The organism is Pseudomonas sp. Z1-12, from assembly GCF_051132015.1.
GTDB lineage: Bacteria > Pseudomonadota > Gammaproteobacteria > Pseudomonadales > Pseudomonadaceae > Aquipseudomonas > Aquipseudomonas zanjanensis.
The window spans coordinates 3,369,775-3,396,323 of sequence record NZ_CP071647.1; the positions used below are offsets into that span (position 1 = coordinate 3,369,775).

24 protein-coding genes are annotated in these 26,549 nt (G+C 61.0%); 16 read left to right on the top strand and 8 right to left on the bottom strand.

Annotated features, from left to right (window positions below; genetic code table 11):
* Positions 1 to 296: 296 nt before the first annotated feature.
* The 4 genes from J3P85_RS14230 to J3P85_RS14245 form a co-directional block, all read right to left on the bottom strand.
* Positions 297 to 1,094 (bottom strand): transglutaminase family protein, encoded by a 798-nt coding sequence (locus J3P85_RS14230; protein WP_186710444.1) that lies wholly within the window; start codon positions 1,092 to 1,094, stop codon positions 297 to 299.
* The gene (locus tag J3P85_RS14235) at positions 1,091 to 2,041 is read right to left on the bottom strand and encodes an alpha-E domain-containing protein (RefSeq protein ID WP_003201699.1); all 951 of its coding nucleotides are present in this window, start codon (positions 2,039 to 2,041) and stop codon (positions 1,091 to 1,093) included. Before J3P85_RS14235 ends, J3P85_RS14230 begins: the two co-directional genes overlap by 4 nt.
* Positions 2,042 to 2,044: 3 nt before the next feature.
* Positions 2,045 to 3,454: a circularly permuted type 2 ATP-grasp protein gene (locus J3P85_RS14240; RefSeq protein WP_434706273.1), complete on the bottom strand. Its 1,410-nt coding sequence runs from the start codon at positions 3,452 to 3,454 to the stop codon at positions 2,045 to 2,047.
* A gap of 493 nt (positions 3,455 to 3,947) precedes the next feature.
* Positions 3,948 to 5,435 (bottom strand): hypothetical protein, encoded by a 1,488-nt coding sequence (locus J3P85_RS14245; protein WP_434706274.1) that lies wholly within the window; start codon positions 5,433 to 5,435, stop codon positions 3,948 to 3,950.
* Positions 5,436 to 5,638: 203 nt separating this feature from the next.
* On the opposite strand from J3P85_RS14245, the gene J3P85_RS14250 reads away from it, so the two are divergent.
* The 7 genes from J3P85_RS14250 (at position 5,639) to J3P85_RS14280 (ending at position 11,002) form a co-directional block, all read left to right on the top strand.
* Positions 5,639 to 6,229 carry an amino acid synthesis family protein gene (locus J3P85_RS14250; protein ID WP_003182108.1) on the top strand — a complete coding sequence of 197 codons (591 nt, stop codon included), beginning with the start codon at positions 5,639 to 5,641 and terminating at the stop codon, positions 6,227 to 6,229.
* A gap of 45 nt (positions 6,230 to 6,274) precedes the next feature.
* Positions 6,275 to 7,108, top strand: a complete 834-nt coding sequence (locus J3P85_RS14255) for an alpha/beta fold hydrolase (RefSeq protein ID WP_186710451.1) — start codon at positions 6,275 to 6,277, stop codon at positions 7,106 to 7,108.
* Positions 7,105 to 8,586, top strand: a complete 1,482-nt coding sequence (locus tag J3P85_RS14260; RefSeq protein WP_434706275.1) for an aldehyde dehydrogenase — start codon at positions 7,105 to 7,107, stop codon at positions 8,584 to 8,586. Before J3P85_RS14255 ends, J3P85_RS14260 begins: the two co-directional genes overlap by 4 nt.
* A gap of 12 nt (positions 8,587 to 8,598) precedes the next feature.
* A complete protein-coding gene (locus tag J3P85_RS14265) occupies positions 8,599 to 9,084 on the top strand; it encodes a flavin reductase family protein (RefSeq protein ID WP_186710455.1) in 486 nt (161 codons plus the stop codon).
* Positions 9,085 to 9,218: 134 nt separating this feature from the next.
* Complete coding sequence (locus J3P85_RS14270; protein WP_003201685.1) at positions 9,219 to 9,623, top strand: carboxymuconolactone decarboxylase family protein; 405 nt, start codon at positions 9,219 to 9,221, stop codon at positions 9,621 to 9,623.
* Positions 9,624 to 9,683: 60 nt separating this feature from the next.
* A complete protein-coding gene (locus tag J3P85_RS14275; protein ID WP_434706276.1) occupies positions 9,684 to 10,436 on the top strand; it encodes a GntR family transcriptional regulator in 753 nt (250 codons plus the stop codon).
* A 2-nt stretch (positions 10,437 to 10,438) separates the two neighbouring features.
* Positions 10,439 to 11,002 (top strand): NUDIX hydrolase, encoded by a 564-nt coding sequence (locus J3P85_RS14280; RefSeq protein ID WP_053125541.1) that lies wholly within the window; start codon positions 10,439 to 10,441, stop codon positions 11,000 to 11,002.
* 6 nt (positions 11,003 to 11,008) lie between these two features.
* Here J3P85_RS14280 and J3P85_RS14285 read toward each other — a convergent pair whose 3' ends face one another.
* On the bottom strand, positions 11,009 to 11,302 hold the full coding sequence (locus J3P85_RS14285; RefSeq protein ID WP_434570620.1) for a DUF1330 domain-containing protein: 294 nt from the start codon (positions 11,300 to 11,302) through the stop codon (positions 11,009 to 11,011).
* Positions 11,303 to 11,382: 80 nt separating this feature from the next.
* Here J3P85_RS14285 and ribBA point away from each other — a divergent pair, with 80 nt between their 5' ends.
* The 8 genes from ribBA to J3P85_RS14325 all read left to right on the top strand — a co-directional run bounded on the left by ribBA (position 11,383) and on the right by J3P85_RS14325 (position 19,889).
* Positions 11,383 to 12,492 carry a bifunctional 3,4-dihydroxy-2-butanone-4-phosphate synthase/GTP cyclohydrolase II gene (ribBA, locus tag J3P85_RS14290; protein WP_434706277.1) on the top strand — a complete coding sequence of 370 codons (1,110 nt, stop codon included), beginning with the start codon at positions 11,383 to 11,385 and terminating at the stop codon, positions 12,490 to 12,492.
* A 333-nt stretch (positions 12,493 to 12,825) separates the two neighbouring features.
* A complete protein-coding gene (locus tag J3P85_RS14295) occupies positions 12,826 to 13,851 on the top strand; it encodes an ABC transporter substrate-binding protein (protein WP_434706278.1) in 1,026 nt (341 codons plus the stop codon).
* Entirely contained in the window at positions 13,848 to 14,780 is a 933-nt protein-coding gene (locus tag J3P85_RS14300; RefSeq protein ID WP_250965467.1) for an ABC transporter permease, read from the top strand. Before J3P85_RS14295 ends, J3P85_RS14300 begins: the two co-directional genes overlap by 4 nt.
* A 6-nt stretch (positions 14,781 to 14,786) precedes the next feature.
* Positions 14,787 to 15,596 (top strand): ABC transporter permease, encoded by an 810-nt coding sequence (locus J3P85_RS14305; protein ID WP_434706279.1) that lies wholly within the window; start codon positions 14,787 to 14,789, stop codon positions 15,594 to 15,596.
* A 17-nt stretch (positions 15,597 to 15,613) separates the two neighbouring features.
* Entirely contained in the window at positions 15,614 to 16,765 is a 1,152-nt protein-coding gene (locus J3P85_RS14310) for an ABC transporter ATP-binding protein (protein WP_434706280.1), read from the top strand.
* A gap of 46 nt (positions 16,766 to 16,811) precedes the next feature.
* A complete protein-coding gene (locus J3P85_RS14315; protein WP_434706281.1) occupies positions 16,812 to 17,297 on the top strand; it encodes a flavin reductase family protein in 486 nt (161 codons plus the stop codon).
* A gap of 30 nt (positions 17,298 to 17,327) precedes the next feature.
* A complete protein-coding gene (locus J3P85_RS14320) occupies positions 17,328 to 18,371 on the top strand; it encodes an LLM class flavin-dependent oxidoreductase (RefSeq protein ID WP_186710464.1) in 1,044 nt (347 codons plus the stop codon).
* A gap of 519 nt (positions 18,372 to 18,890) precedes the next feature.
* Positions 18,891 to 19,889 (top strand): acyltransferase family protein, encoded by a 999-nt coding sequence (locus J3P85_RS14325; protein ID WP_434706282.1) that lies wholly within the window; start codon positions 18,891 to 18,893, stop codon positions 19,887 to 19,889.
* Positions 19,890 to 19,956: 67 nt separating this feature from the next.
* Here J3P85_RS14325 and J3P85_RS14330 read toward each other — a convergent pair whose 3' ends face one another.
* The 3 genes from J3P85_RS14330 to J3P85_RS14340 all read right to left on the bottom strand — a co-directional run bounded on the left by J3P85_RS14330 (position 19,957) and on the right by J3P85_RS14340 (position 24,279).
* Positions 19,957 to 21,996 carry a TonB-dependent siderophore receptor gene (locus J3P85_RS14330; RefSeq protein ID WP_434706283.1) on the bottom strand — a complete coding sequence of 680 codons (2,040 nt, stop codon included), beginning with the start codon at positions 21,994 to 21,996 and terminating at the stop codon, positions 19,957 to 19,959.
* Between the two features lie 235 nt (positions 21,997 to 22,231).
* Entirely contained in the window at positions 22,232 to 24,001 is a 1,770-nt protein-coding gene (locus J3P85_RS14335; protein ID WP_434706284.1) for a sodium:solute symporter family protein, read from the bottom strand.
* 11 nt (positions 24,002 to 24,012) lie between these two features.
* A complete protein-coding gene (locus J3P85_RS14340) occupies positions 24,013 to 24,279 on the bottom strand; it encodes a DUF4212 domain-containing protein (RefSeq protein ID WP_186710468.1) in 267 nt (88 codons plus the stop codon).
* A 241-nt stretch (positions 24,280 to 24,520) separates the two neighbouring features.
* On the opposite strand from J3P85_RS14340, the gene J3P85_RS14345 reads away from it, so the two are divergent.
* On the top strand, positions 24,521 to 26,317 hold the full coding sequence (locus J3P85_RS14345; RefSeq protein WP_411384580.1) for a methyl-accepting chemotaxis protein: 1,797 nt from the start codon (positions 24,521 to 24,523) through the stop codon (positions 26,315 to 26,317).
* The last annotated feature ends 232 nt before the right edge of the window (positions 26,318 to 26,549 follow it).

The window sequence follows — 26,549 nt, forward strand, 5'->3', positions numbered from 1 at the left end:
CTCGGGTGTTTCCAGACCTGATGCCAGGTACTCAACCCCGTGGCGAGGGAGCTTGCTCCCGCTGGGGCGCGAAGCGGCCCCAATAATCTGCATGCGATCTGCCTGACACCACGCGGTGCTTGGTTTTGGGGCTGCTGCGCAGCCCAGCGGGAGCAAGCTCCCTCGCCACAAAGGCAGTTTGGTTGAGGCTACAAACCATAGGGCCCTCCCATTGGGTCCTCGAGTGACCACAAGGTTTGTGTCCACCGTCAACTCCAGTGTGGGAGCGAGCTTGCTCGCGATGAGGCTTTGCGCCTTTATTGGTGCTGCACCTGCACCATCGAGCTCACCTGCACCCGCGCCTGCATCTGTTCCGCCCCGCCACCCCGGCGCATGCCGCGGACCGGGCAGGCGTCGAGGTAGTCCAGGCCGACCGCGAGTTTCAGGTGGCGGTCTGGAAGGGTCAGGCGGTTGGTCACGTCGAAACTGTACCAGCCGTCATCGAGCCAGGCTTCCGCCCAGGCGTGGCTCGCCAGGTGGCTTTCATCCTCGGTGCACAAGTAGCCGGATACATAACGCGCGGGAACGCCCAGGCTGCGGGCGCAGGCCAGGAAGGCGTGGGTATGGTCCTGGCAAACCCCCGTTCCACCGGCAAACGCCTCGGCGGCAGTGCTGTTGACCGCCGTCGTGCCGGGGCTGTAGGGCATCCGCGCGGCCAGGCCGTTCATCAGATCGGTCAAGGCCGAACGATCCCGTCGCCCTGCGCATTGCTCGACGGCGAAGGCGCTGAGGGTCTCATCCGCCTCGGTGAGACGGCTGGTGCGCAAGAATGGTAGCGGCGACTGGCTGTCCGGCTCCATCGCTATCGACTGATGGATTTCAACCTCGCCATAAGCCGTCAAGACCAAGGCACCGTGGGGTTCGTCCATAGTCATGACGTGAAGGATGTTGCCGTAAGGATCAAGCTGGCTGCGCACCAGACGCGGCAGTTCCAAGTGCCACTCCAGGATGCGCTGGCGCTGGGTGTCCCGAGGCGTCAGGCGCAGGAACTGGATGCTGGTGCAGACTTCATCGGCGTAGCTGTAGGTGGTGTCGTGGCGTATGGACAGTTTCATACGACCTCCAGGTAAGACTCATGGACCGTCTGGCCCAAGTGGCGGATTTGCCCGATCAGGTCCGTCAGCCATTGATGCAGGCCCGAGGCCAGGATCTCGTCGATTCCGGAATAACGCAGTCGCGCATTCAGCTCGGCGGCCAGGCGTTGCGCCGGCCGGCCGTTGTTGCCCGGCAAGCTGGCGAGGATATGGTCCAGTTCCTCGATACAGGCATGCAGCGAACGCGGGACGTCGGCCCGCAACAGCAGCATCTCGGACACCTGCTCGGCATTGGGCGCGTTGCGATAGATCTCGTTGAACGCCTCGAACGAAGACAACGCCCTCAGCAAGGCACTCCACTGGTAATAACCACGGGCCGAGTTGTCACTGACCTCCTCCGATTCCTCGCCGAACATCTCGTAGCGAGCATCCAGCAGGCGCAGGGTGTTGTCGGCCCGTTCGATAAAGGTCCCCAGGCGAATGAAGCAGTAGGCATCGTTGCGCATGATGGTGCCCGACGTTGCGCCCCGGAACAGGTGCGAACGCTCCTTGACCCACTCGCAGAAGTGGCTGATGCCGTAGCGCCCCAGGCCGTTGCTGGCGATGTTGCGCATTTCCAGCCAAGTAGCGTTGATGTTCTCCCACATATCGGCAGTGATGCGCCCGCGCACCGCATGGGCATTGGTCCGCGCGGCACGCAGGCAGCTGTAGATACTGCCGGGGTTGGTTTCATCCAGGGCAAAGAAATGCAGCATGCGCTCGGTGTTGAGCGCGTCATAACGGGCGTTGTAGTCATCCAGCGTACCGGCCGCCAGCAGCGACATCGCCAGCTCGGCATGGCCATCGCTGCGGCCGGCCTGGGGCATCAGCGACAGCGAATAGCTGACTTCGAGCATGCGCGCCAGGTTCTCGGCGCGCTCCAGGTAGCGGGACATCCAATAGAGGTCCGAAGCAGTTCTTGAAAGCATGTCTTAGTCCTCCACTACCCAAGTGTCTTTGGTGCCGCCGCCCTGGGACGAGTTCACCACCAGCGAGCCCTCGCGCAGCGCCACACGGGTCAGCCCGCCGGGTACCAGGCGCGTTTCCTTGCCCGACAGCACGAACGGACGCAAGTCGATGTGGCGCGGCGCAATGCCGCTCTCGACAAAGGTCGGGCACGTGGACAGGCTCAAGGTCGGCTGGGCGATGTAGGCTTCGGGACGGGCCTTGAGACGTGCGCGGAAATCCTCGATTTCCGCGGCAGTGGCGGCCGGCCCGACCAGCATGCCGTAGCCACCGGAGCCCTGGGTTTCCTTGACCACCAGGTCCGGCAGGTTGGCCAGCACATGGGACAGGTCCTGAGGCTTGCGGCATTGCCAGGTGGGCACGTTCTTCAGGATCGGCTCTTCGGTGAGGTAGAAACGGATCATTTCGTCGACGTAGGGGTAGATCGACTTGTCATCGGCCACGCCCGTGCCGACCGCATTCGCCAGTACCACGTTACCCGCTCGGTAAACAGCGATCAGCCCGGGCACGCCCAACATCGAATCGGGGTTGAACGACAGTGGGTCGAGGTAGGCATCGTCGAGGCGACGATAAATCACGTCCACCTGCCGGGGGCCAGCGGTGGTGCGCATGTACACGTGGTCGTCCCGCACGAACAGGTCGGCCCCCTCCACCAGCTCCACGCCCATTTCACGGGCCAGGAACGCGTGCTCGAAATAGGCGCTGTTGAAGCGTCCTGGGGTCAACACCACGGCGGTAGGGTTTTCCAGTGGGCTCGAGGTCTTGAGGGTATCGAGCAGCAGGTTCGGGTAATGATCGATAGGGGCCACGCGCTGGGCGGCGAAGAGTTCGGGGAACAGGCGCATCATCATCTTGCGGTCTTCGAGCATGTAGCTCACGCCGCTGGGAGTGCGCAGGTTGTCTTCCAGCACGTAGTAGCTGCCGTCACCGTCGCGAACCAGGTCGACACCGGCGATATGGGCATAGATGCCCCGGTGCAGGTCCAGGCCCTGCATCGCGATCTGGTAACCCTCGTTGGCGAGCACTTGCTCGGCCGGAATGATGCCTTCCTTGAGGATGTGTTGACCATGGTAGATGTCGGCCAGGAACATATTCAGGGCCTGGACCCGCTGGATGCAACCACGCTCGACTATTTGCCATTCACTGGCCTTGATGCTGCGCGGGATGATGTCGAACGGAATCAACCGTTCAGTGCCCTGCTCGTCGCCATAGAGGGTGAAAGTGATGCCTGCGCGATGGAACAGCAGGTCGGCTTCGCGGCGGCGTTGCTCCAACAGTTCCAGCGGCGTGTCCGCCAGCCAGCGCGAGAAGGCTTGGTAGTGCGGGCGGCAGTCACCCTGGGCGTCATACATTTCATTAAAAAAAGCGTGGGGCATAGCCAACTCCCTGCCGCGTTCTACACGGCATTTCTTATCACTTCGTCATTCCGACGGTTCGGCCTTGCCTTGCTTTGAGCCCTGCTTTATCGAGTGCGGTCCTGGGATTCCCCTCTGTTTCTTCATGGATGGTGTGTCCTGGCCTGGGAGGCCGGCTTTTCAATGCTTAGCAAAGGGTGTGCCTAAGCGTCACGGCGTCAGGCTCTGGATAGAAAAAGCATTGCAAAACCACTAAAAGGCGAAATTATTTTTCGATCTGGCGACATCAATGACCATAAATGCTGGCGCCCTTTCTCTCGAACGCGGCTTGAACGGCTCTTGAGCGGGTGGAATGGGAAAGCCGTGCCCCACAAGGGGGGAAGTTTTTACTCATTCATCCATGGCTACCCGCGCTCATCCCCAGACGACGAAAACCTGAGCGCACTGCAACGTTGCAGGAAAATGCACGGATTCATACCCCTCGCCCCACCTTGAAGCAGCACGGCCGTTCACCTCAAGTAAACGCAGCCTCGACGCTGGCGACGATCATCGCCAGGTCAGTGGGCAGGTAACCTCGCTTGACCGCCAGGTTTTCCTTATGGCCTCGCGCGCTCCAGGTAGGCAATTCGGCCACCGGGATACGCTGGTAGAGACGGTTGGTATTGGTCGCCCCGGTCCATTTGGTCGTTCGCGCGATCTGCTGGTTGCCGGCGTCTTCGATGAATCGAGTGCGCATCCCCAGCAAGGCCGCGGCATCCATCGCACCGCTGCGCATGCCCAGGTGCACCAATTTGCAGTTCCATTCGGCACTTTTCATGCGCAGGAAAATGGCATATTCGGCAGCACGGTTGGGCCCGATGATCTTCTGGTTGGGGTTGCCGTTGTCCAGCTTCCAATACTCACCCCAGACCTGAAGATTGTCCCGGGACACCGCCCCCGCATCCTGGTCGAGTTTATTCAGGTGGGTCGTCAGCTTCGCATTGAGGTCCCGGTTGGTCCTCGGGCGTCCGACCACGATGACGTTCCGCCCTTTTTTCAACAACTGGTGACACACCTGCCCCAACCCCGTCCAACTGTCGTCCAGCTCCGGATGGGCACCCCCGTCCTTGCCGCTGAAGCGGGTCCAGACAATGACGTAGCTCTGGCCCTTGACCACCCCTTTGAGCCCCAGGAACTTGTCGAGGCGATACGCCCAGTAGCGATTGGCATTGGGATCGACATTGTCCCACTGGGCGATGCTGCCCTTGCCGTCGCCATTGAGCACTGACGCAGCCACATCGGTGGTGGCGCCACCCACCGGGCACAGTTTTGCACCCTTGGCGACGCCGGCCAGGAATGCCAGTGCCGCATCGGTGAAGGGCGGCAGCGCACTTTTATTGATCCTGGCGTCGACCACCAGGCGACAGGTTTCGCAGGCAGCCTTGGCATCGGTGACCAACACCGGCAGCAACCGAGCGGCCTTTACCCCACAGGAAGTGCCATAGAACTTGACCAACCGCTTGGCCGCCGTCTCGTCAGCGGCCGCGTAGAACAGGATCAGCTGTGAGGTGAGGTCATGGCGCAACGCCGCGCCGACAGCGAACTGATCACCCGACATGTACGCGCCCTGGTAGTAATAGATGCACTTCTGGGCGACGAATTGCGCCGGTGTGTTGTTCCGCGCATCGGTGAACAGCGAGTCACCCTTGGTATTCGCCTCGTCCAGCATGTCTTGGTATTTGCGTTTGTCCTGGCCCCGTAAATAAAGCGCCAGCGCCTCCAGACACTGGTTGACGCTTTGATTGGCCTGGGCCGGTGGAGTAGCCCCCACCCGCCACTCGAGGGGAAAGGCTTGATCGGGCTGGGCCAGCGCCTGGACGGCCGCCTGGGTTGTCAGAAAGCGAACCTTCAGGTCGTTACCCAGGAAACGCTTGATGAGGGCTTCGTGGGGTTTGAGCGTCACGTAGGTTGGGCTCAACAATGACCAGACGGTAATTGAAACATCGGCGATTTCGAAGGGCATCCTTCCTCCCCCGGGACACGTTGCAGGGCTATCCAAAAACATTCGAGTGTCCGCGCACAAAGCGTAGACCAATTTTTTCGGGGTCGCGGGCGAGCTGCCTTCGGTCGCCTCCCGAACACAAACCTGTTGTAGGGATTTGCGCACCCAGTATTATGGTATACCATCATACGCATACACTTATTCACCCAATGACGGAGCAGCCCATGAGTTTCGAAATTCGCAAGATCGTCAGCTATGTCGAAGAAACATTCATTGAAGGCGGCAAAGCCACCGACAAACCGGTGACCATGGTCGGGCTGGCGGTCGTCATGAAGAATCCTTGGCTAGGCCGCGGTTTCGTCGAAGACCTGAAACCGGAGATCCGCGCCAACTGCTCCGATCTCGGTGCACTGATGGTCGAGCGCCTGGTGGGCATCATCGGCGGCGCCGAGAAAATCGAAGCGTATGGCAAGGCCGCGGTGGTGGGTGCCGACGGCGAAATCGAGCACGCCTCCGCCGTGATCCACACCCTGCGCTTCGGCAACCACTACCGCGAAGCGGTCAAGGCCAAGAGCTACCTGAGCTTCACCAACAAGCGCGGCGGCCCTGGCACCTCGATCCAGATCCCGATGATGCACAAGGACGACGAAGGCCTGCGCTCGCATTACATCACCTTGGAAATGCAGATTGAAGACGCCCCGCGCGCCGACGAAATCGTCGTGGTGCTGGGCTGCGCCGATGGCGGCCGCCTGCACCCGCGCATCGGTAACCGCTACATCGACCTGGAAGAACTGGCCGCCGAGAATGCGCAGTGATCCAGCCTGGGCAACCACAATAAAAAAGCCATGCAGGAGCGCTCCATGATTCGGCTCACCGCTGAACTCACCCCGGCCGGCACCAGCTACCTGGCCACCGGTCAAGGCCAACCCGTGGTCTTGATCCATGGCGTGGGCCTGAACAAAGAAATGTGGGGTGGCCAGGTCGTTGGCCTGGCCACGCAATACCAAGTGATTGCCTACGACATGCTCGGCCATGGTGCCAGCCCGCGCCCACCCAGCGGTACCGCGTTGCTGGGCTACGCCGACCAGTTGCTGGAGCTGCTCGATCACTTGCAACTGCCCCAGGCGACGGTGATCGGCTTTTCCATGGGTGGCCTGGTGGCCCGGGCGTTTGCCTTGCATTACCCGCAGCGCCTGCAAGGCCTGGTGGTACTCAACAGTGTGTTCAACCGCAGCGCCGAACAGCGCGCCGGCGTCATCGCCCGCACCGCCCAGGCCGCCGAGCATGGGCCGGACGCCAACGCCGAAGCCGCTCTGTCACGTTGGTTCAGCCGTGAGTACCAGGCCGCCAACCCCGCGCAGATCGCCGCGCTGCGCCAGACCCTGGCAGGGAATGACCCCCAGGGTTACCTGACTACCTACGAGCTGTTCGCCACCCAGGACATGTACCGCGCCGATGACCTGGGCAATATCCAGGTTCCGACGCTGATCGCCACCGGTGAACTGGACCCCGGCTCGACACCTGAAATGGCCCGGCAACTGGCCGAGCGCATTCCCGGCGCCAGTGTTGCGGTGCTCGCCGAACAGCGGCATATGATGCCGGTAGAGTCGCCGCGCCTGGTCAACCAGTTGTTGCTGGAATTCCTCGACACGGCAAGCGCCCGACAAAACCAAATAAAGGGGATCGTTGCATGACACTCGCACGCTTTTCGATGTGCATCGGCGGTGAATGGGTCGATGCCTTGTCCGGCAAGACCTTCGAAAGCCTGAACCCGGCCCTGGCCCAACCCTGGGCCGAGTTGCCTGACGCCGGCGAAGCCGATGTGGACCGTGCCGTCCAGGCAGCACAAAGCGCTTTCGACAGCCCGGCCTGGCGCGGGCTGACCGCCACCGCCCGTGGCAAATTGCTGCGTCGCCTCGGTGACCTGATCGCCGAAAACAAAGAACAATTGGCCCAGTTGGAAAGCCGCGACAACGGCAAACTGATTCGCGAAACCCGCGGCCAGGTCGGCTACCTGCCGGAGTTCTTCCACTACACCGCAGGCCTGGCCGACAAGCTCGAAGGCGGCACCCTGCCCCTTGATAAGCCGGACATGTTTGCCTATACGGTGCATGAAGCCATGGGCGTGGTGGCGGCGATCATTCCCTGGAACAGCCCGCTGTACCTCACCGCGATCAAACTGGCGCCGGCCCTCGCGGCAGGCAATACCATTGTGATCAAACCGTCCGAGCACGCCTCGGCAACCATTCTCGAACTGGCTCGCCTGGCCCTGGAAGCCGGGATCCCGCCGGGCGTGGTCAACGTCATCACCGGCTACGGCCCGAGCACCGGCGCCGCCCTCACCCGCCATCCGCTGGTGCGCAAGATCGCCTTCACCGGCGGCGCGGCCACGGCCCGCCATGTGGTGCGCAGCAGCGCCGAGAACTTCGCCAAGCTTTCGCTGGAGCTGGGCGGCAAATCACCGAATATCATTTTCGCCGACGCCGACCTGGACAGTGCGATCAACGGGGCAATCGCCGGGATTTATGCGGCATCCGGTCAAAGCTGCGTCTCCGGCTCTCGGTTGCTGGTGCAGAACGAGATCTATGATGAGTTCGTCTCGCGGCTGGTCGAGCGCGCCCAGCGCATCCGCATCGGCAATCCTCAGGAAGACGCCAGCGAAATGGGCCCCATGGCCACCGCCCAGCAACTGGCCGTAGTCGAGGGCCTGGTGGCCGACGCGATTGCCGAAGGTGCGCGCCTGCGCTTGGGCGGCAAGCGTCCGCCGAACCTGGGCGACGGTTGGTTCTACGAGCCGACCCTGTTCGAATGCGACCGCAACTCGATGAAGATCATGCAGGAGGAAGTCTTCGGCCCGGTGGCCTCGGTGATTCGTTTCAAGGACGAAGCCGAGGCCCTGGCAATCGCCAACGACTCGCAGTTCGGCCTCGCCGCCGGCATCTGGACCCGCGACCTGGGCCGCGCCCATCGCCTGGCCCGGGATGTGCGCTCCGGGATCATCTGGGTCAACACTTATCGCGCGGTGTCGGCCATGGCGCCCATCGGGGGTTTCAAGAACAGCGGCTATGGACGCGAGAGCGGCATCGATTCGGTGCTGGCCTATACCGAACTGAAAACGGTGTGGATCAACCTGTCCCAGGCGCCCATGCCTGATCCGTTCGTGATGCGCTAGGAGTCCTGAAAAATGATCGAACCCGGCATCTACAAAGAAGTCATGAGCTCCTTCCCGTCCGGCGTCACGGTGGTCACCACCCTGGACCCTGAGGGCAATATCGTCGGCATCACCGCCAGCGCGTTCAGCGCGCTGTCGATCGACCCAGCGCTGGTGCTGTTCTGCCCCAACTATGCGTCTGACACCTACCCGGTGCTGCGCGACAGCAAGCAGTTCGCGATCCACCTGCTGTCCGCCGACCAGACCGCCGAAGCCTACGCCTTTGCCGGTAAAGGCAAGGACAAGGCCAAGGGCATCGATTGGCACCTGAGCGAGCTGGGCAATCCGTTGCTGGGCAAAGCCACGGCGATCATCGAATGCGAGCTGTGGCGCGAATACGATGGCGGCGACCACGCGATCATCGTCGGCGCGGTGAAGAACCTGATCCTGCCCGCGCAGCCGGTGACGCCGATGATCTACCACAAGGGCAAGCTGGGCCCACTGCCCGCGCTGGCCTGATGACCCTACACATCCCCCTGTGGGAGCGAGCTTGCTCGCGATGACGGCAGCACATCCAATATTACTGTGACTGATACACCGCTATCGCGAGCAAGCTCGCTCCCACAGGTTCAGCACTTTTCCAGGGATCGCCCATGAGCAATGATAAATACGAACAAGGCCTTAAGATCCGCACCCAAGTGCTGGGCCAGGACTACGTCAACCGTTCCATCGAGAACGCCGACGATTTCACCCGGCCGCTGCAGGAAATGGTCACCGAGTATTGCTGGGGTCATGTCTGGGGTCGCGAGGGTTTATCGCTCAAGGAGCGCAGCATGATCAACCTGGCGATGATCTCCGCGCTCAATCGTCCACACGAACTCAAGCTGCATGTGCGTGGCGCCTTGCGTAACGGCTTGAGTCGTGAGCAAATACGCGAAATTCTGCTTCAGGTCGGTATCTATTGCGGCGTTCCCGCTGCCGTGGACAGTTTCCGGCTTGCCCGTGAAGCCTTCGCCGAAGCCGATGCCGAGGCCTCCAGTCAACCCTCGGCTGTTTGATCTGAACGTGCACGGATGTTGCCCGTTTGGCATGGACAGCCATATTACAGAGCGGACCCCATGAAACGCCTGCCACTCGACGACAGCTTCAAGGTCAATCGCAACCCCGTTACCCTGCGCGAGATCGTGCTGGATAAGTTGCGAAGCGCCATCATGAACTTCCAGCTCCTGCCGGGCGATCGCCTGGTCGAACGGGATCTGTGCGATCGCCTGGGCGTGAGCCGCACGTCGGTACGCGAAGCGCTGCGCCACCTGGAATCCGAAGGCCTGGTGGAATTTGCCGATGCCAAGGGCCCACGGGTCGCCATCATCACGTTGGCCGATGCCGTGGACATCTATGAACTGCGTTGCGTGCTCGAAGGCCTGATCGTCCAACTGTTCACCTTGCGTGCCAAGGCCAAGGACATCAAGGCCCTGGAGAAAGCCCTCGAGGAAAACCGCAAGGCCCTCAAGGAAGGCGAGCTGCAACAGGTCATCGATTCGGTGCAAGGCTTCTACGACGTGTTGCTCGAAGGCTCCGGCAACCAAGTGGCCGCCACCCAGTTGCGCCAGTTGCAGGCGCGCATCAGCTATCTGCGGGCGACCTCGGTGTCCCAGGAAAACCGTCGCGGCAGCAGTAACCAGGAAATGGAACGGATGGTCGAGGCGATCAAGAGCGGCGACCCCCTGGCCGCCCACCAAGCCTGCGTCGACCACGTGCGCGCCGCTGCCAAGGTCGCCCTGGACTACCTCAAGCGCCAACAGGAAGAGACCGGTGAAATCCCCGAGATCATCCCGCCCATCGCCCTCAAAGAACCGCGCATAGGTCGCTAGCCATGTTCAGCCCGAGCTTTTGTCCAAAGTGCGGCGGCAGTGACCTCGATCACCGCCTGCCAGCGGGCGATACCCATGAGCGACTGATGTGTGGTGGTTGCGGCTACATCCACTACGTCAACCCGAAGATCATTGCCGGCTGCATCATCGAGCAGGACGGCAAGTACCTGCTGTGCCAGCGCGCCATCCCGCCGCGCCCGGGCACCTGGACGCTGCCGGCCGGCTTCATGGAAGGCAACGAGACCACTGAACAGGCGGCACTGCGGGAAGTCTGGGAAGAAACCGGCGTACGCGCTGAAATCGTCTCGCCCTACTCGATCTTCAGCGTGCCGAAGATCAGCGAGGTGTACATCATCTTCCGCGCCATCGCGCTGGAGATCACCGGCCAGTTCGGCCCGGAAACCCTCGCCTGCCAATTCTTCGCCCCTGAAGACATTCCCTGGGACAGCATCTACTACCCGGCCATCCGGCAGATCCTCGAACGTTATATCGAGGAACGCCAGGCCGGGGTCTACGGCATCTACATGGGCAACGACGACAGCGGCAAGATTCATTTCATCCGCTGACGAATCTCAGGGCGCCACACCCTCGACGATGATCACCTCGGCCCGGGCCACGCCTTCACGGTGCGTCTTGGCCTCCTGATACTGCGCCGAGTGATAGCAGGCCAGCGCCTGTTCGTAGGAATCGAACTCGATCACCACACTGCGCTGCGGCGTGGCCCTGCCCTCCATCGCTTCGCTGCGCCCGCCCCGGGCCAACATCCGACCGCCATACAAGGCGAACGCCGCCGGCGCCCGTTGGGTGTATTGGCTGTATTGATCGGGGTCGGTGACATCCACATGAGCAATCCAGTACGCCTTCATAGTGACCTCTCGGTTTGTTTTGTATTATGGTATACCACAATATCGTTCCAGCAAGCCCCTCAAAACAAAGAGAGCCCGACATGGCCTTTAACAGCATTCAGGAAATCATCGAAGACTACCGCCTGGGCAAGATGGTGTTGCTGGTGGATGACGAAGATCGGGAAAACGAAGGTGACCTGCTGCTGGCCGCCGACTGTTGCAATGCCCAGGCCATCAGCTTCATGGCGCGCGAAGCCCGGGGGCTGATCTGCCTGACGTTGACCGACGAGCACTGCCAGCGCCTGGGACTTGAGCAAATGGTACCGAGCAACGGCAGCGTGTTCAGCACCGCGTTTACGGTGTCCATCGAGGCTGCCACCGGTGTGACCACCGGCATTTCCGCCGCCGACCGGGCGCGCACCGTCGCCGCCGCCGTGGCCGCCGATGCGGGGCCCACCGACATTGTGCAACCGGGGCATATCTTCCCGCTGCGGGCCAAGGAAGGCGGCGTGCTGACCCGGGCCGGGCACACCGAAGCCGGTTGCGACCTGGCGCGCCTGGCGGGTTTCACACCTGCATCGGTAATCGTCGAAGTGATGAACGATGACGGCACCATGGCCCGCCGCCCGGACCTGGAGATTTTCGCTCGCAAGCATGGCATCAAGATCGGCACCATCGCCGACCTGATCCACTACCGCCTGAGCACCGAGCACACCGTGGTGCGCATCGGCGAGCGGGAACTGCCGACGGTGCATGGCACCTTCCGCTTGTTCACCTTCGAAGACCGCATCGAAGGCGGCGTGCACATGGCGATGGTGATGGGCGATATCCGTCGGGAAGAATCGACCCTAGTGCGGGTGCATGTGATCGATCCATTGCGGGACCTGGTGGGTGCCGAATACAACGGCCCGTCCAATTGGACGTTGTGGGCGGCCCTGCAGCGGGTGGCGGAAGAAGGTTGCGGCGTGGTGGTCGTGCTGGCCAACCACGAGTCGTCCCAGGCGCTGCTCGAGCGTGTGCCGCAACTGACCCAGCCGCCACGACAGTTCAGTCGGTCGCAATCGCGCATCTATTCTGAAGTAGGTACCGGCGCGCAGATTCTCCAGGACCTGGGCGTCGGTAAATTGCGGCACCTGGGACCACCGCTCAAGTATGCGGGGTTGACCGGCTATGACTTGGAAGTGGTGGAAAGTATTCCCTTCACTGGATAAACCCGAGGCCACGCACAATCCCCTGTGGGAGCGAGCTTGCTCGCGATAGCAATTAACCAGCCGACATGAATGGAGACTGACACACCGCTATCGCGAGCAAGCTCGCTCCCACAAGGATTCGACTCAGGAATGGAAGGGAAAATCTCCCCCGGACAGATAGCCGGTACGGCAAAACCCTTGCAGAAAGTTTGGAATACCATAATATGATATTCCATAGACCGAACGCTCCAGCCAACCTTTGGCACGGTCCCCCGCAAGGCCAGTTGGACCAATGCTCCCGATAAGTGGGCGAACAAAAGCCCGCTCAATAAACACAACAATGAGGGCGTGAAAATGGTGTTGAAGAAACGTGCAGCCGCAATTCTTTTTGCCGGCCTGCTGAGTATCACCAGCCAGGCGACGATGGCCGCTGAAAGCGTCAACTTCGTCAGTTGGGGCGGCAGCACCCAGGACGCGCAGAAGCAGGCCTGGGCCGACCCATTCAGCAAGGCCAGCGGCATCACCGTGGTCCAGGATGGCCCCACCGACTACGGCAAGCTCAAGGCCATGGTCGAAAGCGGCAACGTGCAGTGGGACGTGGTCGACGTCGAGGCGGACTTCGCCTTGCGCGCCGCAGCCGAAGGCCTGCTCGAACCCCTCGATTTCTCGGTCATCCAACGCGACAAGATCGACCCGCGTTTCGTCTCCGACCACGGTGTCGGCTCGTTCTACTTCTCGTTTGTGCTCGGCTACAACGAAGGCAAGCTCGGCGCGGGCAAGCCAACGGATTGGTCGGCACTGTTCGACACCAAGACCTATCCCGGCAAACGCGCCCTCTACAAATGGCCAAGCCCCGGCGTGCTTGAGTTGGCCCTGCTGGCCGATGGCGTGTCTCAAGACAAGCTCTATCCGCTGGACCTGGACCGCGCCTTCAAGAAACTCGACACCATCAAGAAAGACATCGTCTGGTGGGGCGGCGGCGCCCAGTCCCAGCAACTGCTCGCGTCCGGCGAAGCCAGCATCGGCCAATTCTGGAATGGCCGTATCTATGCCCTGCAACAAGACGGCGCTCCGGTCGGCGTGAGCTGGAAGCAGAACCTGGTCATGGCCGACATCCTGGTCATTCCAAAAGGCTCGAAAAACAAGGCCGCCGCCATGAAGTTCCTGGCCAATGCCAGCAGCGCCAAGGGCCAGGCCGATTTCTCCAACCTGACCGCCTACGCGCCGGTCAACGTCGACAGCGTCGCACGCCTGGATTCGGTGCTCGCCCCCAACTTGCCGACTGCCTACGCCAAGGATCAGATCACGCTTGATTTCGCGTACTGGGCCAAGAACGGTCAGGACATCGCGACACGGTGGAACGAATGGCTGGTCAAATGAAAATGTCGGCAACGGCAACCCAGCACACCGGGGGCGCCGCTGGCGCTGCCGGTGTGGCGACCGTCCCGGCCATTGCACCGCAAGCGCCGTCGCGGCTGCAGCGCTGGCGCGGCGCCGGCAATCTGTTGCCCGCCCTGCTGTTCCTCGGCCTGTTCTTTCTGGCGCCGCTGATCGGCCTGCTGCTGCGCGGCGTGCTGGAGCCGGTGCCCGGGTTGGGCAACTACGAGCAATTGTTCGCCAACTCGGCCTATGCCCGGGTGCTGTTCAACACCTTTTCGGTGGCCGGGCTCGTGACGTTGTTCAGTCTGCTGCTGGGTTTCCCCCTGGCCTGGGCCATCACCCTGGTGCCCCGTGGCTGGGGCCGCTGGATGTTGAACATCGTGCTGCTGTCGATGTGGACTAGCCTGCTGGCCCGCACCTATTCCTGGCTGGTGCTGTTGCAGGCCTCCGGGGTAGTGAACAAGGCATTGATGGCCTTGGGCATCATCGACCAACCATTGGAGATGGTGCACAACCTCACCGGAGTGGTGATCGGCATGAGCTACATCATGATCCCGTTCATCGTCCTGCCGTTGCAGGCGACCATGCAGGCCATCGACCCGATGATCCTGCAGGCCGGTTCGATTTGCGGCGCCAGCCCCTGGACCAACTTCTTCCGGGTGTTCCTGCCGCTGTGCCGGCCGGGGCTGTTCTCCGGCGGGCTGATGGTGTTCGTGATGTCCCTCGGTTACTACGTGACCCCGGCCCTGTTGGGCGGCGCGCAGAACATGATGCTGCCGGAATTCATCATCCAGCAGGTGCAGTCGTTCCTCAATTGGGGCCTGGCCAGTGCCGGTGCTGCCTTGTTGGTGGCGATCACCCTGGTGTTGTTCTACTTCTACCTGAAGCTCCAGCCGGAATCCCCGGTGGGCGCCAGCAACGCGAGGTAAGCCGTCATGCTCCTGACCCCAAATGCCATGAGCCGGCGCATGCGGTTCGGCCTGTATTTCACCACCGGGCTGATCGCGCTGTTCCTGCTGTTGCCCATCGTGTTCATCGTGCTGCTGTCGTTCGGTTCGTCCCAATGGCTGGTCTTCCCCCCACCGGGCTGGACCCTGAAATGGTACGGCCAGTTCTTTTCCAACCCCGACTGGATGAGCGCAGCGCTGACCAGCCTCAAGGTTGCGCTGCTGACCACCGTCTGCGCCGTGGCGCTGGGCCTGCCGACGGCGTTTGCCCTGGTGCGCGGGCGCTTCCCGGGCCGGGAAATGCTCTACGGCCTGTTCACCCTGCCGATGATCGTGCCGCTGGTGATCATTGCGGTGGCGGTGTACGCGCTGTTCCTCAAGCTCGGTTACACCGGGACGATGTTCGCCTTTGTGGTCAGCCATGTGATCGTCGCGCTGCCGTTCACCATTATCTCGATCATCAACTCGCTCAAGCTGTTCGACCAATCCATCGAGGATGCGGCAGTGATCTGCGGTGCCTCGCGCCTGCAAGCGGTGTTCAAAGTGACATTCCCGGCGATTCGCCCGGGCATGGTCGCCGGTGCGCTGTTCGCGTTCCTGGTGTCGTGGGACGAGGTGGTGTTGAGCGTGATGATGGCCAGCCCGACCTTGCAAACCCTGCCCGTCAAGATGTGGACCACCCTGCGCCAGGACCTGACGCCTGTGATCGCCGTCGCTTCGACGCTGCTGATCGGCCTCTCGGTGTTGGTGATGGTGATCGCCGCCGCCCTGCGCCGGCGCAACGAAATCAGCGCCTGAGCGCCTAGGAGAACACGATGAGTGCCGTCAAAGACCCCGCACAACAAAACAACAAGACCCTGGTCAGCCTGCGCAACCTGAACAAGCACTACGGCGACTTTGCCGCCGTGGACGATATTTCCCTGGAGATCCAGGATGGCGAATTCCTGACCTTCCTCGGCTCCAGCGGCTCGGGCAAGAGCACCACGCTGTCGATGCTGGCCGGGTTCGAAACCCCCAGCAGCGGCGAGATCCTGGTGAGCGGCAAATCCCTGGTCAACGTGCCGCCGCACAAACGCGACATTGGCATGGTGTTCCAGCGCTACTCGTTGTTCCCTCATCTCTCGGTGCGCGACAACATTGCCTTTCCCCTGGCGATTCGCAAACTGGCCAGCGCCGAGCGCGAACGCCGGGTCGACGCCATGCTCAAGCTGGTGCAACTGGGAGAGTTCGCCCATCGTCGCCCTTCGCAACTGTCCGGCGGCCAGCAACAGCGCGTGGCGATTGCCCGGGCACTGGTCTATGAACCGCGCATCCTGCTGATGGATGAGCCTCTCGGGGCCTTGGATAAAAAGCTCCGTGAAGATTTGCAGGACGAACTGCGCCAGTTGCACCGCCGGCTGGGCATCACCATCGTCTACGTCACCCACGACCAGGAAGAAGCCATGCGCCTGTCCCAGCGCATCGCCATTTTCAGCCACGGCAAAATCGTCGGCCTGGGCAGCGGTTATGACCTCTACCAGAACCCGCCGAACGCCTTTGTCGCGTCATTCCTGGGCAACTCCAACTTCCTGAAGCTCAAGGCCCAGGGCAATGCCGTGGCGAGTTTCGAAGGCCAATCGCTGTCGATCCGCCTGACCGCCGGCCTGCAAACGGACCAGGACGTGCTGCTGATGGTGCGCCCGGAAAAAGCCCTCGCCCTGAGCGTCGCGCAAGCGGCCCAGGAACCGTTGGCGGCCGGCTGGAATGAGGTCTCGGCCAAGGTCGTCGAAGTGCTGTTCCTAGGCGAAAGCCAGACCTGCAGCGTCGTGACCTCCGGCGGCACGGCCATGACCGTCAAGGCGCTGTCCGCCGCCGGCATGCCACTCAAGGCTGGCGACCCGGTGCGCGTGCGCTGGGCCACCGCCGATGCGTGCGTCTACACCCAATGGGCCGAGAGCGACCTGAACAAAGCCGCGGGTGCCCATTGATGAACATCGCGCGCGCCCACAACCGCTACAGCCCGAGGATCGTCCGATGATCGATGCCAACGTGTACAAACAAGTCATGGGCTCGTTCCCGTCCGGGGTGACGGTGATCACCACCCTCGATGACGACGGCCAGATCGTCGGCCTCACCGCCAGTGCCTTCAGCTCATTGTCGATGGAGCCGGCGCTGGTGTTGTTTTGCCCCAACTACGGCTCCGATTCCTACCCGGTGCTGATCAAGAACAAGCGCTTCGCCATCCATGTCCTCTCCGGCGGCCAACAGAACGAAGCCTATGCCTTCGCCCGCAAAGGCAAGGACAAGGCCCAAGGCATCGAATGGACCTTGAGTGAACTGGGTAATCCGCTGCTGAGCAACGCCACCGCCATCATCGAGTGTGAACTGTGGCGCGAATACGAAGGCGGCGACCACGCCATCATGGTCGGCGCAGTGAAGAACCTGATCGTGCCGCAGCACACACCGGGACCGCTGGTTTATTGCCACGGCAAGATGGGCGCCCTGCCCGTCCTCGCCTGAACCGATCGTCAACAAACAAGAGAAAGCGCCATGAAATTTTCCCTGTTCGTACACATGGAGCGCTGGGACGAAAGCGTCAGCCATCGCCAGCTGTTCGAAGACCTGAGCGAGTTGACCCTGTTGGCCGAGGCCGGCGGTTTCAGCACCGTCTGGATCGGCGAGCATCACGCCATGGAATACACCATCTCGCCGAGCCCGATGCCGCTGCTGGCGTACCTGGCCGGCAAGACCACCACCATTCACCTGGGCGCCGGCACCATCATCGCGCCGTTCTGGCACCCGCTGCGGGTGGCCGGCGAATGCGCGCTGCTGGACGTGATCAGCAATGGCCGCATGGAAGTCGGCCTGGCCCGGGGTGCCTACCAGGTGGAGTTCGACCGCATGGCCGGCGGCATGCCCGCATCCTCCGGCGGCCAGGCCCTGCGGGAAATGGTCCCGGTGGTGCGCGCCCTGTGGCAAGGCGACTACGCCCATGATGGCGAGATCTGGAAATTCCCCACCTCCACCTGCGTGCCCAAGCCAATCCGCAAGCCTCATCCGCCGATGTGGATCGCCGCCCGCGACCCGGACTCCCACAATTTCGCTGTCGCCAACGGCTGCAATGTGATGGTCACGCCGTTGATGAAGGGCGATGAGGAAGTCCTGGACCTGAAGAACAAGTTCCAGGCCGCCCTGGACAACAACCCCGACGTGCCACGCCCACAATTGATGGTGCTGCGCCATACCCACGTACACGCAGTGGACGATCCCGAAGGCTGGAAAATCGGTGCCCAGGCGATTTCGAAGTTCTACCGCACCTTTGATGCCTGGTTCGGCAACAAGCAGGTACCGGTAAACGGCTTCCTCGCGCCGAGCCCGGAAGAAAAATTCGCCGAGCGTCCGGAATTCCAGCTGGAGAACATCCGCAAGAACACCATGATCGGCACGCCGCAGCAGATCATCGAGCGGATCAAGTATTACCAGGAACTGGGAGTGGATGAGTTCAGCTTCTGGTGCGACAACAGCCTGCCCCATGCCGAGAAGAAAAAATCCCTGGAACTGTTCATCCAACAGGTGGTGCCGGCGTTTCGGTGATCCGTTACATCGCCATCGCGAGCAGGCTCGCTCCCACAATGGGACCTGCAGTGTATGCAATGTTCATGTATGCCCCCCGCCCCCTGTGGGAGCCGGGCTTGCCCGCGAAGGCGGTGGCACATTCAGCGTCTCTGTGACAGTTACACCGCTTTCGCGAGCAAGCTCGCTCCCACAATGGGGCCTGCGGTGTATGCAATGTTTATGTATGCCCCGATCCCTGTGGGAGCCGGGCTGCCCGCGATGGCGGTGGCACATTCAGCGTCTCTGTGACAGTTACACCGCTTTCGCGAGCAAGCTCGCTCCCACAATGAGGCCTGCGGTGTATGCAATGTTTGTGTATGCCCCCCGATCCCTGTGGGAGCGAGCTTGCTCGCGATGGCCATCCCACTGACACATATGTGTCAAATGTGACAATTGACCCCACTGCCCCGCCATCCCCTCGCAAACCACTATAAACGGCTCGCAAAGCCACCTAACGTACCGCGCAAACGGATCGACTCTGATTAAGGATGATGCGCGTTGGGGGCTTATCGGTTGCTGTTGGCCATGTTGGTGGCCGTTTCGCACATGGGCGTGACTTTTCTTGGATTGAACCCCGGCGTCGTTGCCGTGGTGTCCTTCTTGATCATCAGCGGCTTCGTGATGACCTCGCTGATCGAGAAGACCTACAACACCCCGGGCCAGATCGGCCTGTTCTATATCGATCGACTGTTGAGGCTGTACCCGCAGTTCCTGTTGTACTTCGTCCTGTCCTGCGTCGTGATCCATTTCCTCCTGCCGGGCACACCCCAGGCCGCCGCCCTGACCCTCGAGAACATCGCCACCAGCCTGCCGATCCTGCCGCTGGGCTTCTACATGTTCGGCATCACCGTACCCGAGATCCTGCCACCGGCCTGGTCCCTGGGCCTGGAAATGGGTTTTTACCTGCTGATCCCGTTCCTGATTCTCTACAAGACGCGGGGTATTGCCTTTGCGCTGTCCGTGACGGTGTTCATGGTCGCCTCGCTGGGCTACCTCGACACCGACATCTACGGCTACCGCCTGCTGCCGGGAGTACTGTTCATTTTCCTCTGCGGCAGCTACCTGTATCGGGCCCAGGCCAAGGGGCTGTCGATGGTGTCCGTCACGCTGCTGGTTGCCGCGTTGATGTTCCTGGCCATCGTCGCGGGGATCATTCCTCGTCGGCCTTTCAATGCCGAGGTGACCTTGGGTATCACCCTGGGCCTGCCGGCGGTGTTCCTGCTTAGCAGGCTGAAGCGTCACCGGTTGGATGAGTTCCTGGGCAATATCAGCTACGGCGTGTTCCTCAATCACTTCGTGGTGATGTACGTGTTGCGGGCGTTCTGGCCGGTGGCGTACAGCGGTCTGATCATCACGGTGGTGCTGGTATTGTCGTTCGCCTTGAGCGGTATTTCGTATTATGGGATCGAGCGATCGGCGCTGAAGCTTCGTCATGCTCTCAGGGCGGGCGTTAAATACGGTGTCGCCCAGACTCCCGTTGGCAGCCCGGCGGCTTAGCTGCTGACAGCCATAAAAAATGCCCGGGACACAGGTCCCGGGCATTTTGTGTTTCAGTACGGCGGAATCAGAATGTCACGCTGGCGCTCAGCCTGGCGGTACGCGGCTCGCCGACATTGACCTGCACCTGGCTGCCGGTGGAGGACGGGTAGTATTGCTTGTCGAAAAGGTTGTCGACGTTCAATTGCAACGACGTCTTGTGCCCGAACACTGGCGACTCCCAGCGCAGGAAGGCGTCGGCGACGGTGTAGCTGCTGAGCCAGAAATCGTTGGCTTTATTGGCCGCACGTTCGCCGACGTAGCGGGCACCGGCGCCGGCGTGCCAGGCACCGAATTCGGCAGGCACGTTCAGGTGGTGGCTCAGGTACAGGCTGGCGGTGTTTTTTGGCGCATCGGGAAGGCGATGGCCCTCGTCCTTGGGATCATCCAGTATTTCGGTGTGGGTGTAGGCATAGGTGCCGATCAAATCCCAACGGTCGGCCAGGCGACCGGTGATGTCGAGTTCCAGACCTTGGGAGCCGACCTTGCCGGCGGCTTCCGAGACTTCGTCAACGGTGGTGACTACGTTCTTTTTGACGATGTCGAACAAAGCGAGGTTGATGTTCAGCCCCGGCAGCGGATCGTACTTGGCGCCGATTTCGTAGCTACGGCCCTCCTCTGGTTTGAATGTACGACGGTCCTTGTCGACTACATCATTGGGCTTGAACGACCGGCTGTAGTTACCGTACAGCGAAAGGGTATCGGTGGCTTTATAGACCAGCCCCAGGAACGGAACGAAGGCGTCGCCATTGTCATCACGATTGACATCGTAATCACCACCTAAGCCTTGATCGCTGTACTGATCGTAGTGTTGATAGCGACCACCCAATACCAGAATCCAGCGGTCATCCAAATGCCAATTGTCTTTCAGATACACCGAACTGGAATTCAACTGGTTTCGCAGATTACTGTCAGTAGAGCTGACAAGGCTTGGCTCTGGCAGGTTGCCATAGACCGGCGACGTGATATCGAAACCAGGCTGGACTTTTCCACGGTAGGTCTTACCCCGGAACTGATCGGATACTTGGTTATCAATGCCAACCAAAAGGTCGTGGCGCTGGCCGAACAGTTCCTGCTTGCCCATGAAATCCCAGCTGGCGTAGCGGGTTTCATCATCGTAATGAGCGCCATTGGCCCTTCGGCTCAACAGGTTTCCAGTCAAAGTGACGGGCTGCGCAATCGAAAGACTATACCGGTCATTGTTCCAGCCATAAGTCACCCGCGTTTTCCACGCCTCACTCAACTCATACTCGAACCGCGCCGTCGCCGTTTCGCGAATACCGACACTCTTGGCCCAAGGCTCATCAAGACGCTTGTCATAGTCGATATCGGCCGGGTGCCCATTGGTAAACACCGTACCCCGATCAAACGGATTGGAATATTCGTTGTACTCATAACTCAGGTTCAACGAAGCCCGCTCACCCGTCCACGCCAGGGACGGCGCCACCAGGGTGCTCTCGTTGACGCCGTAGTTGCGCCAGTAATCCTCATGCCCGCGTTCGGCGATCAGGCGATAGGCCAACCCGGTGTCACCCAACGGCCCAGTGGTATCCAGGGCCATGGTGCCGCCGCCTTCGCTGTAGGCCGAACCGCTCAGCGTGGTGCTTTGGGTGTATTCCGGCTTCTTGCTGATGACGTTGATCAGACCGCCGGGCTCCAGTGCGCCGTACAACATCGAGGCCGGCCCCTTGAGCACTTCGACGCGGTCGGTGGTGGCGCTGAAGTTATGGCCCAGGTTCGAACGCACGCCATCGCGCAGGATCGAGCCGTCGTCGTTGGTACCAAAACCACGCTTGACCAGCGAGTCCCGCGAGCCGCCCAAGGTGTTGCCCTGGCTGACGCCGCTGACGAATTTCATTGCGTCCTCCAGCGAGCGCACTTGGTAGTCCGCCAAGGTCTGCTGGGTTACCACGTTGATCGATTGCGCCTCTTCCTTGATCGGTACATCGCTCTTGCTCGCCGTGCTGGCTTGCGACGTCGTGTAGCCTTCGTCCTGAATGATCCGACTGCCTTGCACGTTGGTGGTGGGCAGCTCCAGAGTGTCTTGTGCCCTCAGGGGGCTTGCCATGAAACAGCAGGACAGCGCGGGTAAAACACATTTGACGAGAGCATTGCGGTAAGCGATAGGGGTGGAACGATTCAAGACGCGCACTCACAGAGGGATAGGAATGAGAGCGAATATACTTTGAGAATGATTCCCAGTAAATCTTTCTAACATCTTCCTGCTTGACTCTGCGCACAAAAAAAGGCGCCGGATGATGAATCCGGCGCCCTCCCTGGTTTCCCTCCTCCAGGACTACCCGTTAATGATCGATGGCAGCACCGGCTCCTCTCGGTACTCGAATGTCTTCGACCAAGTGCTGGATGTGCTCCGGCGGCGGCGCGGTAAAGCGTGACACCACCACAGCGGCCAGGAAGTTGAAGGCCATCCCCAACGTGCCGATGCCTTCAGGGGACACACCCAGCCACCAATGTTCAGCCGTGTTCATCGTCGGGTTGATGAACTTGAAGTAGACGATGTAGGTGAATGTGAAGGTCAGCCCGACGATCATCCCGGCGATCGCGCCTTCGCGGTTCATGCGTTTGGAGAAGATCCCCATGACAATCACCGGGAAGAACGAAGACGCCGCCAACCCGAAGGCGAACGCCACCACCTGGGCGACGAATGCGGGTGGGTAGATGCCAAACAATCCGGCAATCAACACCGCCACACCAGCGGCAATGCGTGCCGCGAGCAGCTCCTGCTTTTCGTTGATCGTGGGCATGATGTTGCTTTTGAGCAGGTCATGGGAAATCGAGGTGGAGATCACCAGCAATAGCCCCGCTGCGGTCGAAAGCGCCGCCGCCAGGCCACCGGCGGCGATCAAGGCGATCACCCACCCCGGCAGGCCAGCGATCTCGGGATTGGCCAAGACCATGATGTCGTTGTCGACGTAGAGCTCGTTGGGCACCGGCGAGAGCTGGTTCTTCAGCAACCGCTGCTCATGCGCCCCGCGCTCGCCGGTAAAACTCGGCGTCCCGACCAGCGCCGCGCCCGGGCCGTACTGGATGATGCCGTCGTTGTTCTTGTCCGCCCAGGCAATCAGTCCGGAGTTCTCCCAGGCCTTGAACCAGGTCGGCGCGGTGCTGTAACTGATATTGGGAATGGAGGTCAGCAGGTTGGTGCGTGCGAAGGCCGCCACGGCCGGTGCGGTGGTGTAGAGAATGGCGATAAATAGCAAAGCGTAGCCCGCCGACTTGCGTGCATCCCGAACGGTGGGCGTGGTAAAGAACCGCACGATCACGTGGGGCAGGCCCGCGGTGCCGACCATCAGCGCCATGGTGATGAAAAACACATCCATGGTCGACTTGGTGCCATTGGTATAGGCAGAAAAGCCTAATTCGGCGCCCAAGCCGTTGAGCCGCTCGATCACGCTCTGCCCCGAGCCGGTCACTTCGCTGATAAAGCCCAACTGCGGTATTGGATTACCAGTGATCATCATCGAGATATAGATAGCCGGCACCATGTAGGCAAAAATCATCACGCAATACTGCGCTACCTGGGTGTAGGTAATACCCTTCATGCCGCCCAGCACCGAATAGAAGAACACGATGGCCATGCCAATCATGACGCCGGTGTTGATGTCCACTTCCAGGTAACGGGAAAAGACGATCCCGACGCCGCGCATCTGCCCCGCGACGTAAGTGAAGGAAATGAAGATCACGCAGATCACCGCCACCACTCGCGCCGTCTGCGAGTAATAACGCGCCCCGACGAATTCGGGCACGGTGAATTTGCCGAATTTTCGCAGGTATGGCGCCAGGCACATCGCCAACAGCACGTAGCCACCGGTCCAGCCCATCAGGTAGACCGAGCCATCGTACCCGGCGAAGGCGATGATCCCGGCCATGGAAATGAACGACGCCGCCGACATCCAGTCCGCACCGGTGGCCATGCCGTTGAGTACCGGGTGCACGCCCTTGCTGGCGACGTAGTATTCGCTGGTGGAGCCGGCACGCGTCCAGATCGCAATCGCGATGTACAACGCGAAGGTGGCGCCTACGACCAGGTAAATCAGGGTTTTTGTGTCCATGCGGGCCGCCCTCAGTCTTCGTGGACGTCATATTTGCGATCGAGCTGATTCATCTTCCAGACATAGAAGAAGATCTCGAGCACAAAGACGTAGATGGAACCCTGCTGGGCGAACCAGAACCCCAGGGGTGTGCCGAAGAAGCTGATGGTATTGAGTGAGTCGACCAGCAAGATGCCAAAACCGAACGACACCACGAACCAGATGGCCAGCAGAACCAGCATCCAGCGTAGGTTTTCCTTCCAGTAGTCACGCGCAGCCTGTTGCTTTTCAGTGGACATGGAGACGCCCTCTATTTGTTTTTATTGTTTTGCACTTCAAACCGTAGCAGCCGTCGGGCAACGCGCTAGTACGACTTTCGTCTAATTCGTAACAGCAGGTATTGACATCCTGTTTCACCGCAGAGACAGGGTTAACGCGCGCCAGCATCGCAAGGTGATATCAAATCGCCCAAATCCGCTAAAGCTTTGCCGCTATCGGTCGAATGTATGCCATCGAATCTTTTTTTTCCCTGGAGCCGTGATGCAGACGTTAAAGGCCTTGTATGAGTCTATCGAGATGCAGTTTTTCGATACCCTCACCAAAAAGCTGTCGAGCCTTTTCCTGTTGGTGCTGGTCAGTGGCTTGCTTTATTGGGTAGCCCTCAGCGCCCGCGCCGAGATCATGCTGTTGTTGCGTAACGCGCAGTTGGACGGCACCTTGCTGGGGCAGATCGAAGGCCGGCTCGACAGCCTCACCCATGCCCTGCTCTTCGGCGCTGTCCTGACCCTGGGCATGATCAGCTTCATGGTCTGGTATTTCCGCCACCTCATCGTGCGCCCCGTCACCACCATGACCAAGGCCCTGGAAGAGATCGCCAACGGCGAAGGCGACCTGTCCAAGGACTTGCCGCTGGTGACCCACGACGAGATCCGCACACTCGCTGCCACCTGCAATCGCTTCCTGGCCAAGCAGCGGGAAATCATCAGCAATGTCCAGGCGCTGACCGTGCACATTGCCGTGGAGTCGGCCCGTTCGTTGAAGAACATCAGCGACTCCAGCGACAGTGCCACCCACCAGGCGCGCTTCGCCAAGGAAGTGATGGACCAGAGCAACACCGCCGTGGGCCGCATCGAAGAGGTTTCGCGCCAGACCCAGGGCATCTCCAGCACCACGGCGCAGAACCTGAGCATGGCCCGCGATTCCTACGCCGAGCTGCTGGAAGTGACCGGCAACATCAGCGAAATTTCCAGCAGCCTGGGTGAGTTCGCCACCCTGGTGAGCGCCTTGAACCAGCGTTCGTCGAGCATCAAGTCGATTGTCGGGTTGATCCAGCAGATCTCAGCCCAGACCAACCTGCTGGCCCTCAACGCCGCCATCGAAGCCGCCCGGGCCGGCGAAAGCGGCCGTGGCTTCGCGGTGGTGGCCGATGAAGTGCGGACCCTGGCACAAAACGTCAGCCGGGCCACCGACGATATCTCGCGCAACATCGACGCCATGCTCGACGAGGTCAGTTCGACCCATGAGCAGACGACCCAGATCAGCCACAGCGCCCGGGAAACCCAGAAAGTGGTGGAGCGCGCCTCCGGCCATTTCGAAAGCATGATCGTCGACTTCGAATCCACCAATGGCAAGCTGGCGGACATCGCGACCCATATCCAGCAGTTCGCCGACAGCAACACCGGGATCAACGACCGGGTCACCCAGATTCACGCCGATAGCCAACTGATCGACCAGCGCATGCAGCATTCGGCCACGGCCACCCGCGACCTGTCCGGCGTGGCCGAGAAGGTCCAGGCGCTGCTGGGTCGTTTCGTACTGGGGCACGGCAAGCTGGATGCCGCCATCACCCGCGCCAGCGAGTGCCGCGATACGCTGCAAGTCCGCCTGGAAGCGCTGCAACGGGAAGGCCTGAACCTGTTCGATCAGAATTACCAACTGGTTCCCGGCACCGATCCCAAGCAGTACATGACGAGTTACACCGAACGCTTTGCCCAGGTCTGCCAGGAAGAATGCGACAAGCTCACCCGCAGCACGCCGGGTGGCAAGGTGTCGTTCATGGTCGACAGCAAGGGCTATTGCCCGGTGAATAACAGCTGGGTCTCCAAGCCGCCGACCGGCGACCGGGCGGTGGATTTGCCGGTGTGCCGCAACAAGCGCATCTTCAACGACCCGATCGGCTTGCGCGCGGCGGGCAACGTCCAGCGCTTCCTGCTGCAGACCTACCTGCGCGATACCGGGGAAATCATGACCGAGATCGACGTACCGTTCTTCTTCGGCGGCCGTCATTGGGGCAACCTGCGGGTGGGCTTCGATGCGGCGGTGTTGTTGGCGGACTGATCAACACCGGAATCAAGCCAGACAACTACCCCGTGGCGAGGGAGCTTGCTCCCGCTCGGCTGCCCTGTAGGAGCTGACGAGTGCAACGAGGCTGCGATCTTTCCCAAGACACTTGAGTTCCAAGCGAAAGATCAAAATCAAAAGATCGCAGGCTTCGCCAGCTCCTACAGAGTCCAGCGGGAGCAAGCTCCCTCGCCACAAGGGATCTGTGGTGTAAGCAAATCCTGAGAAC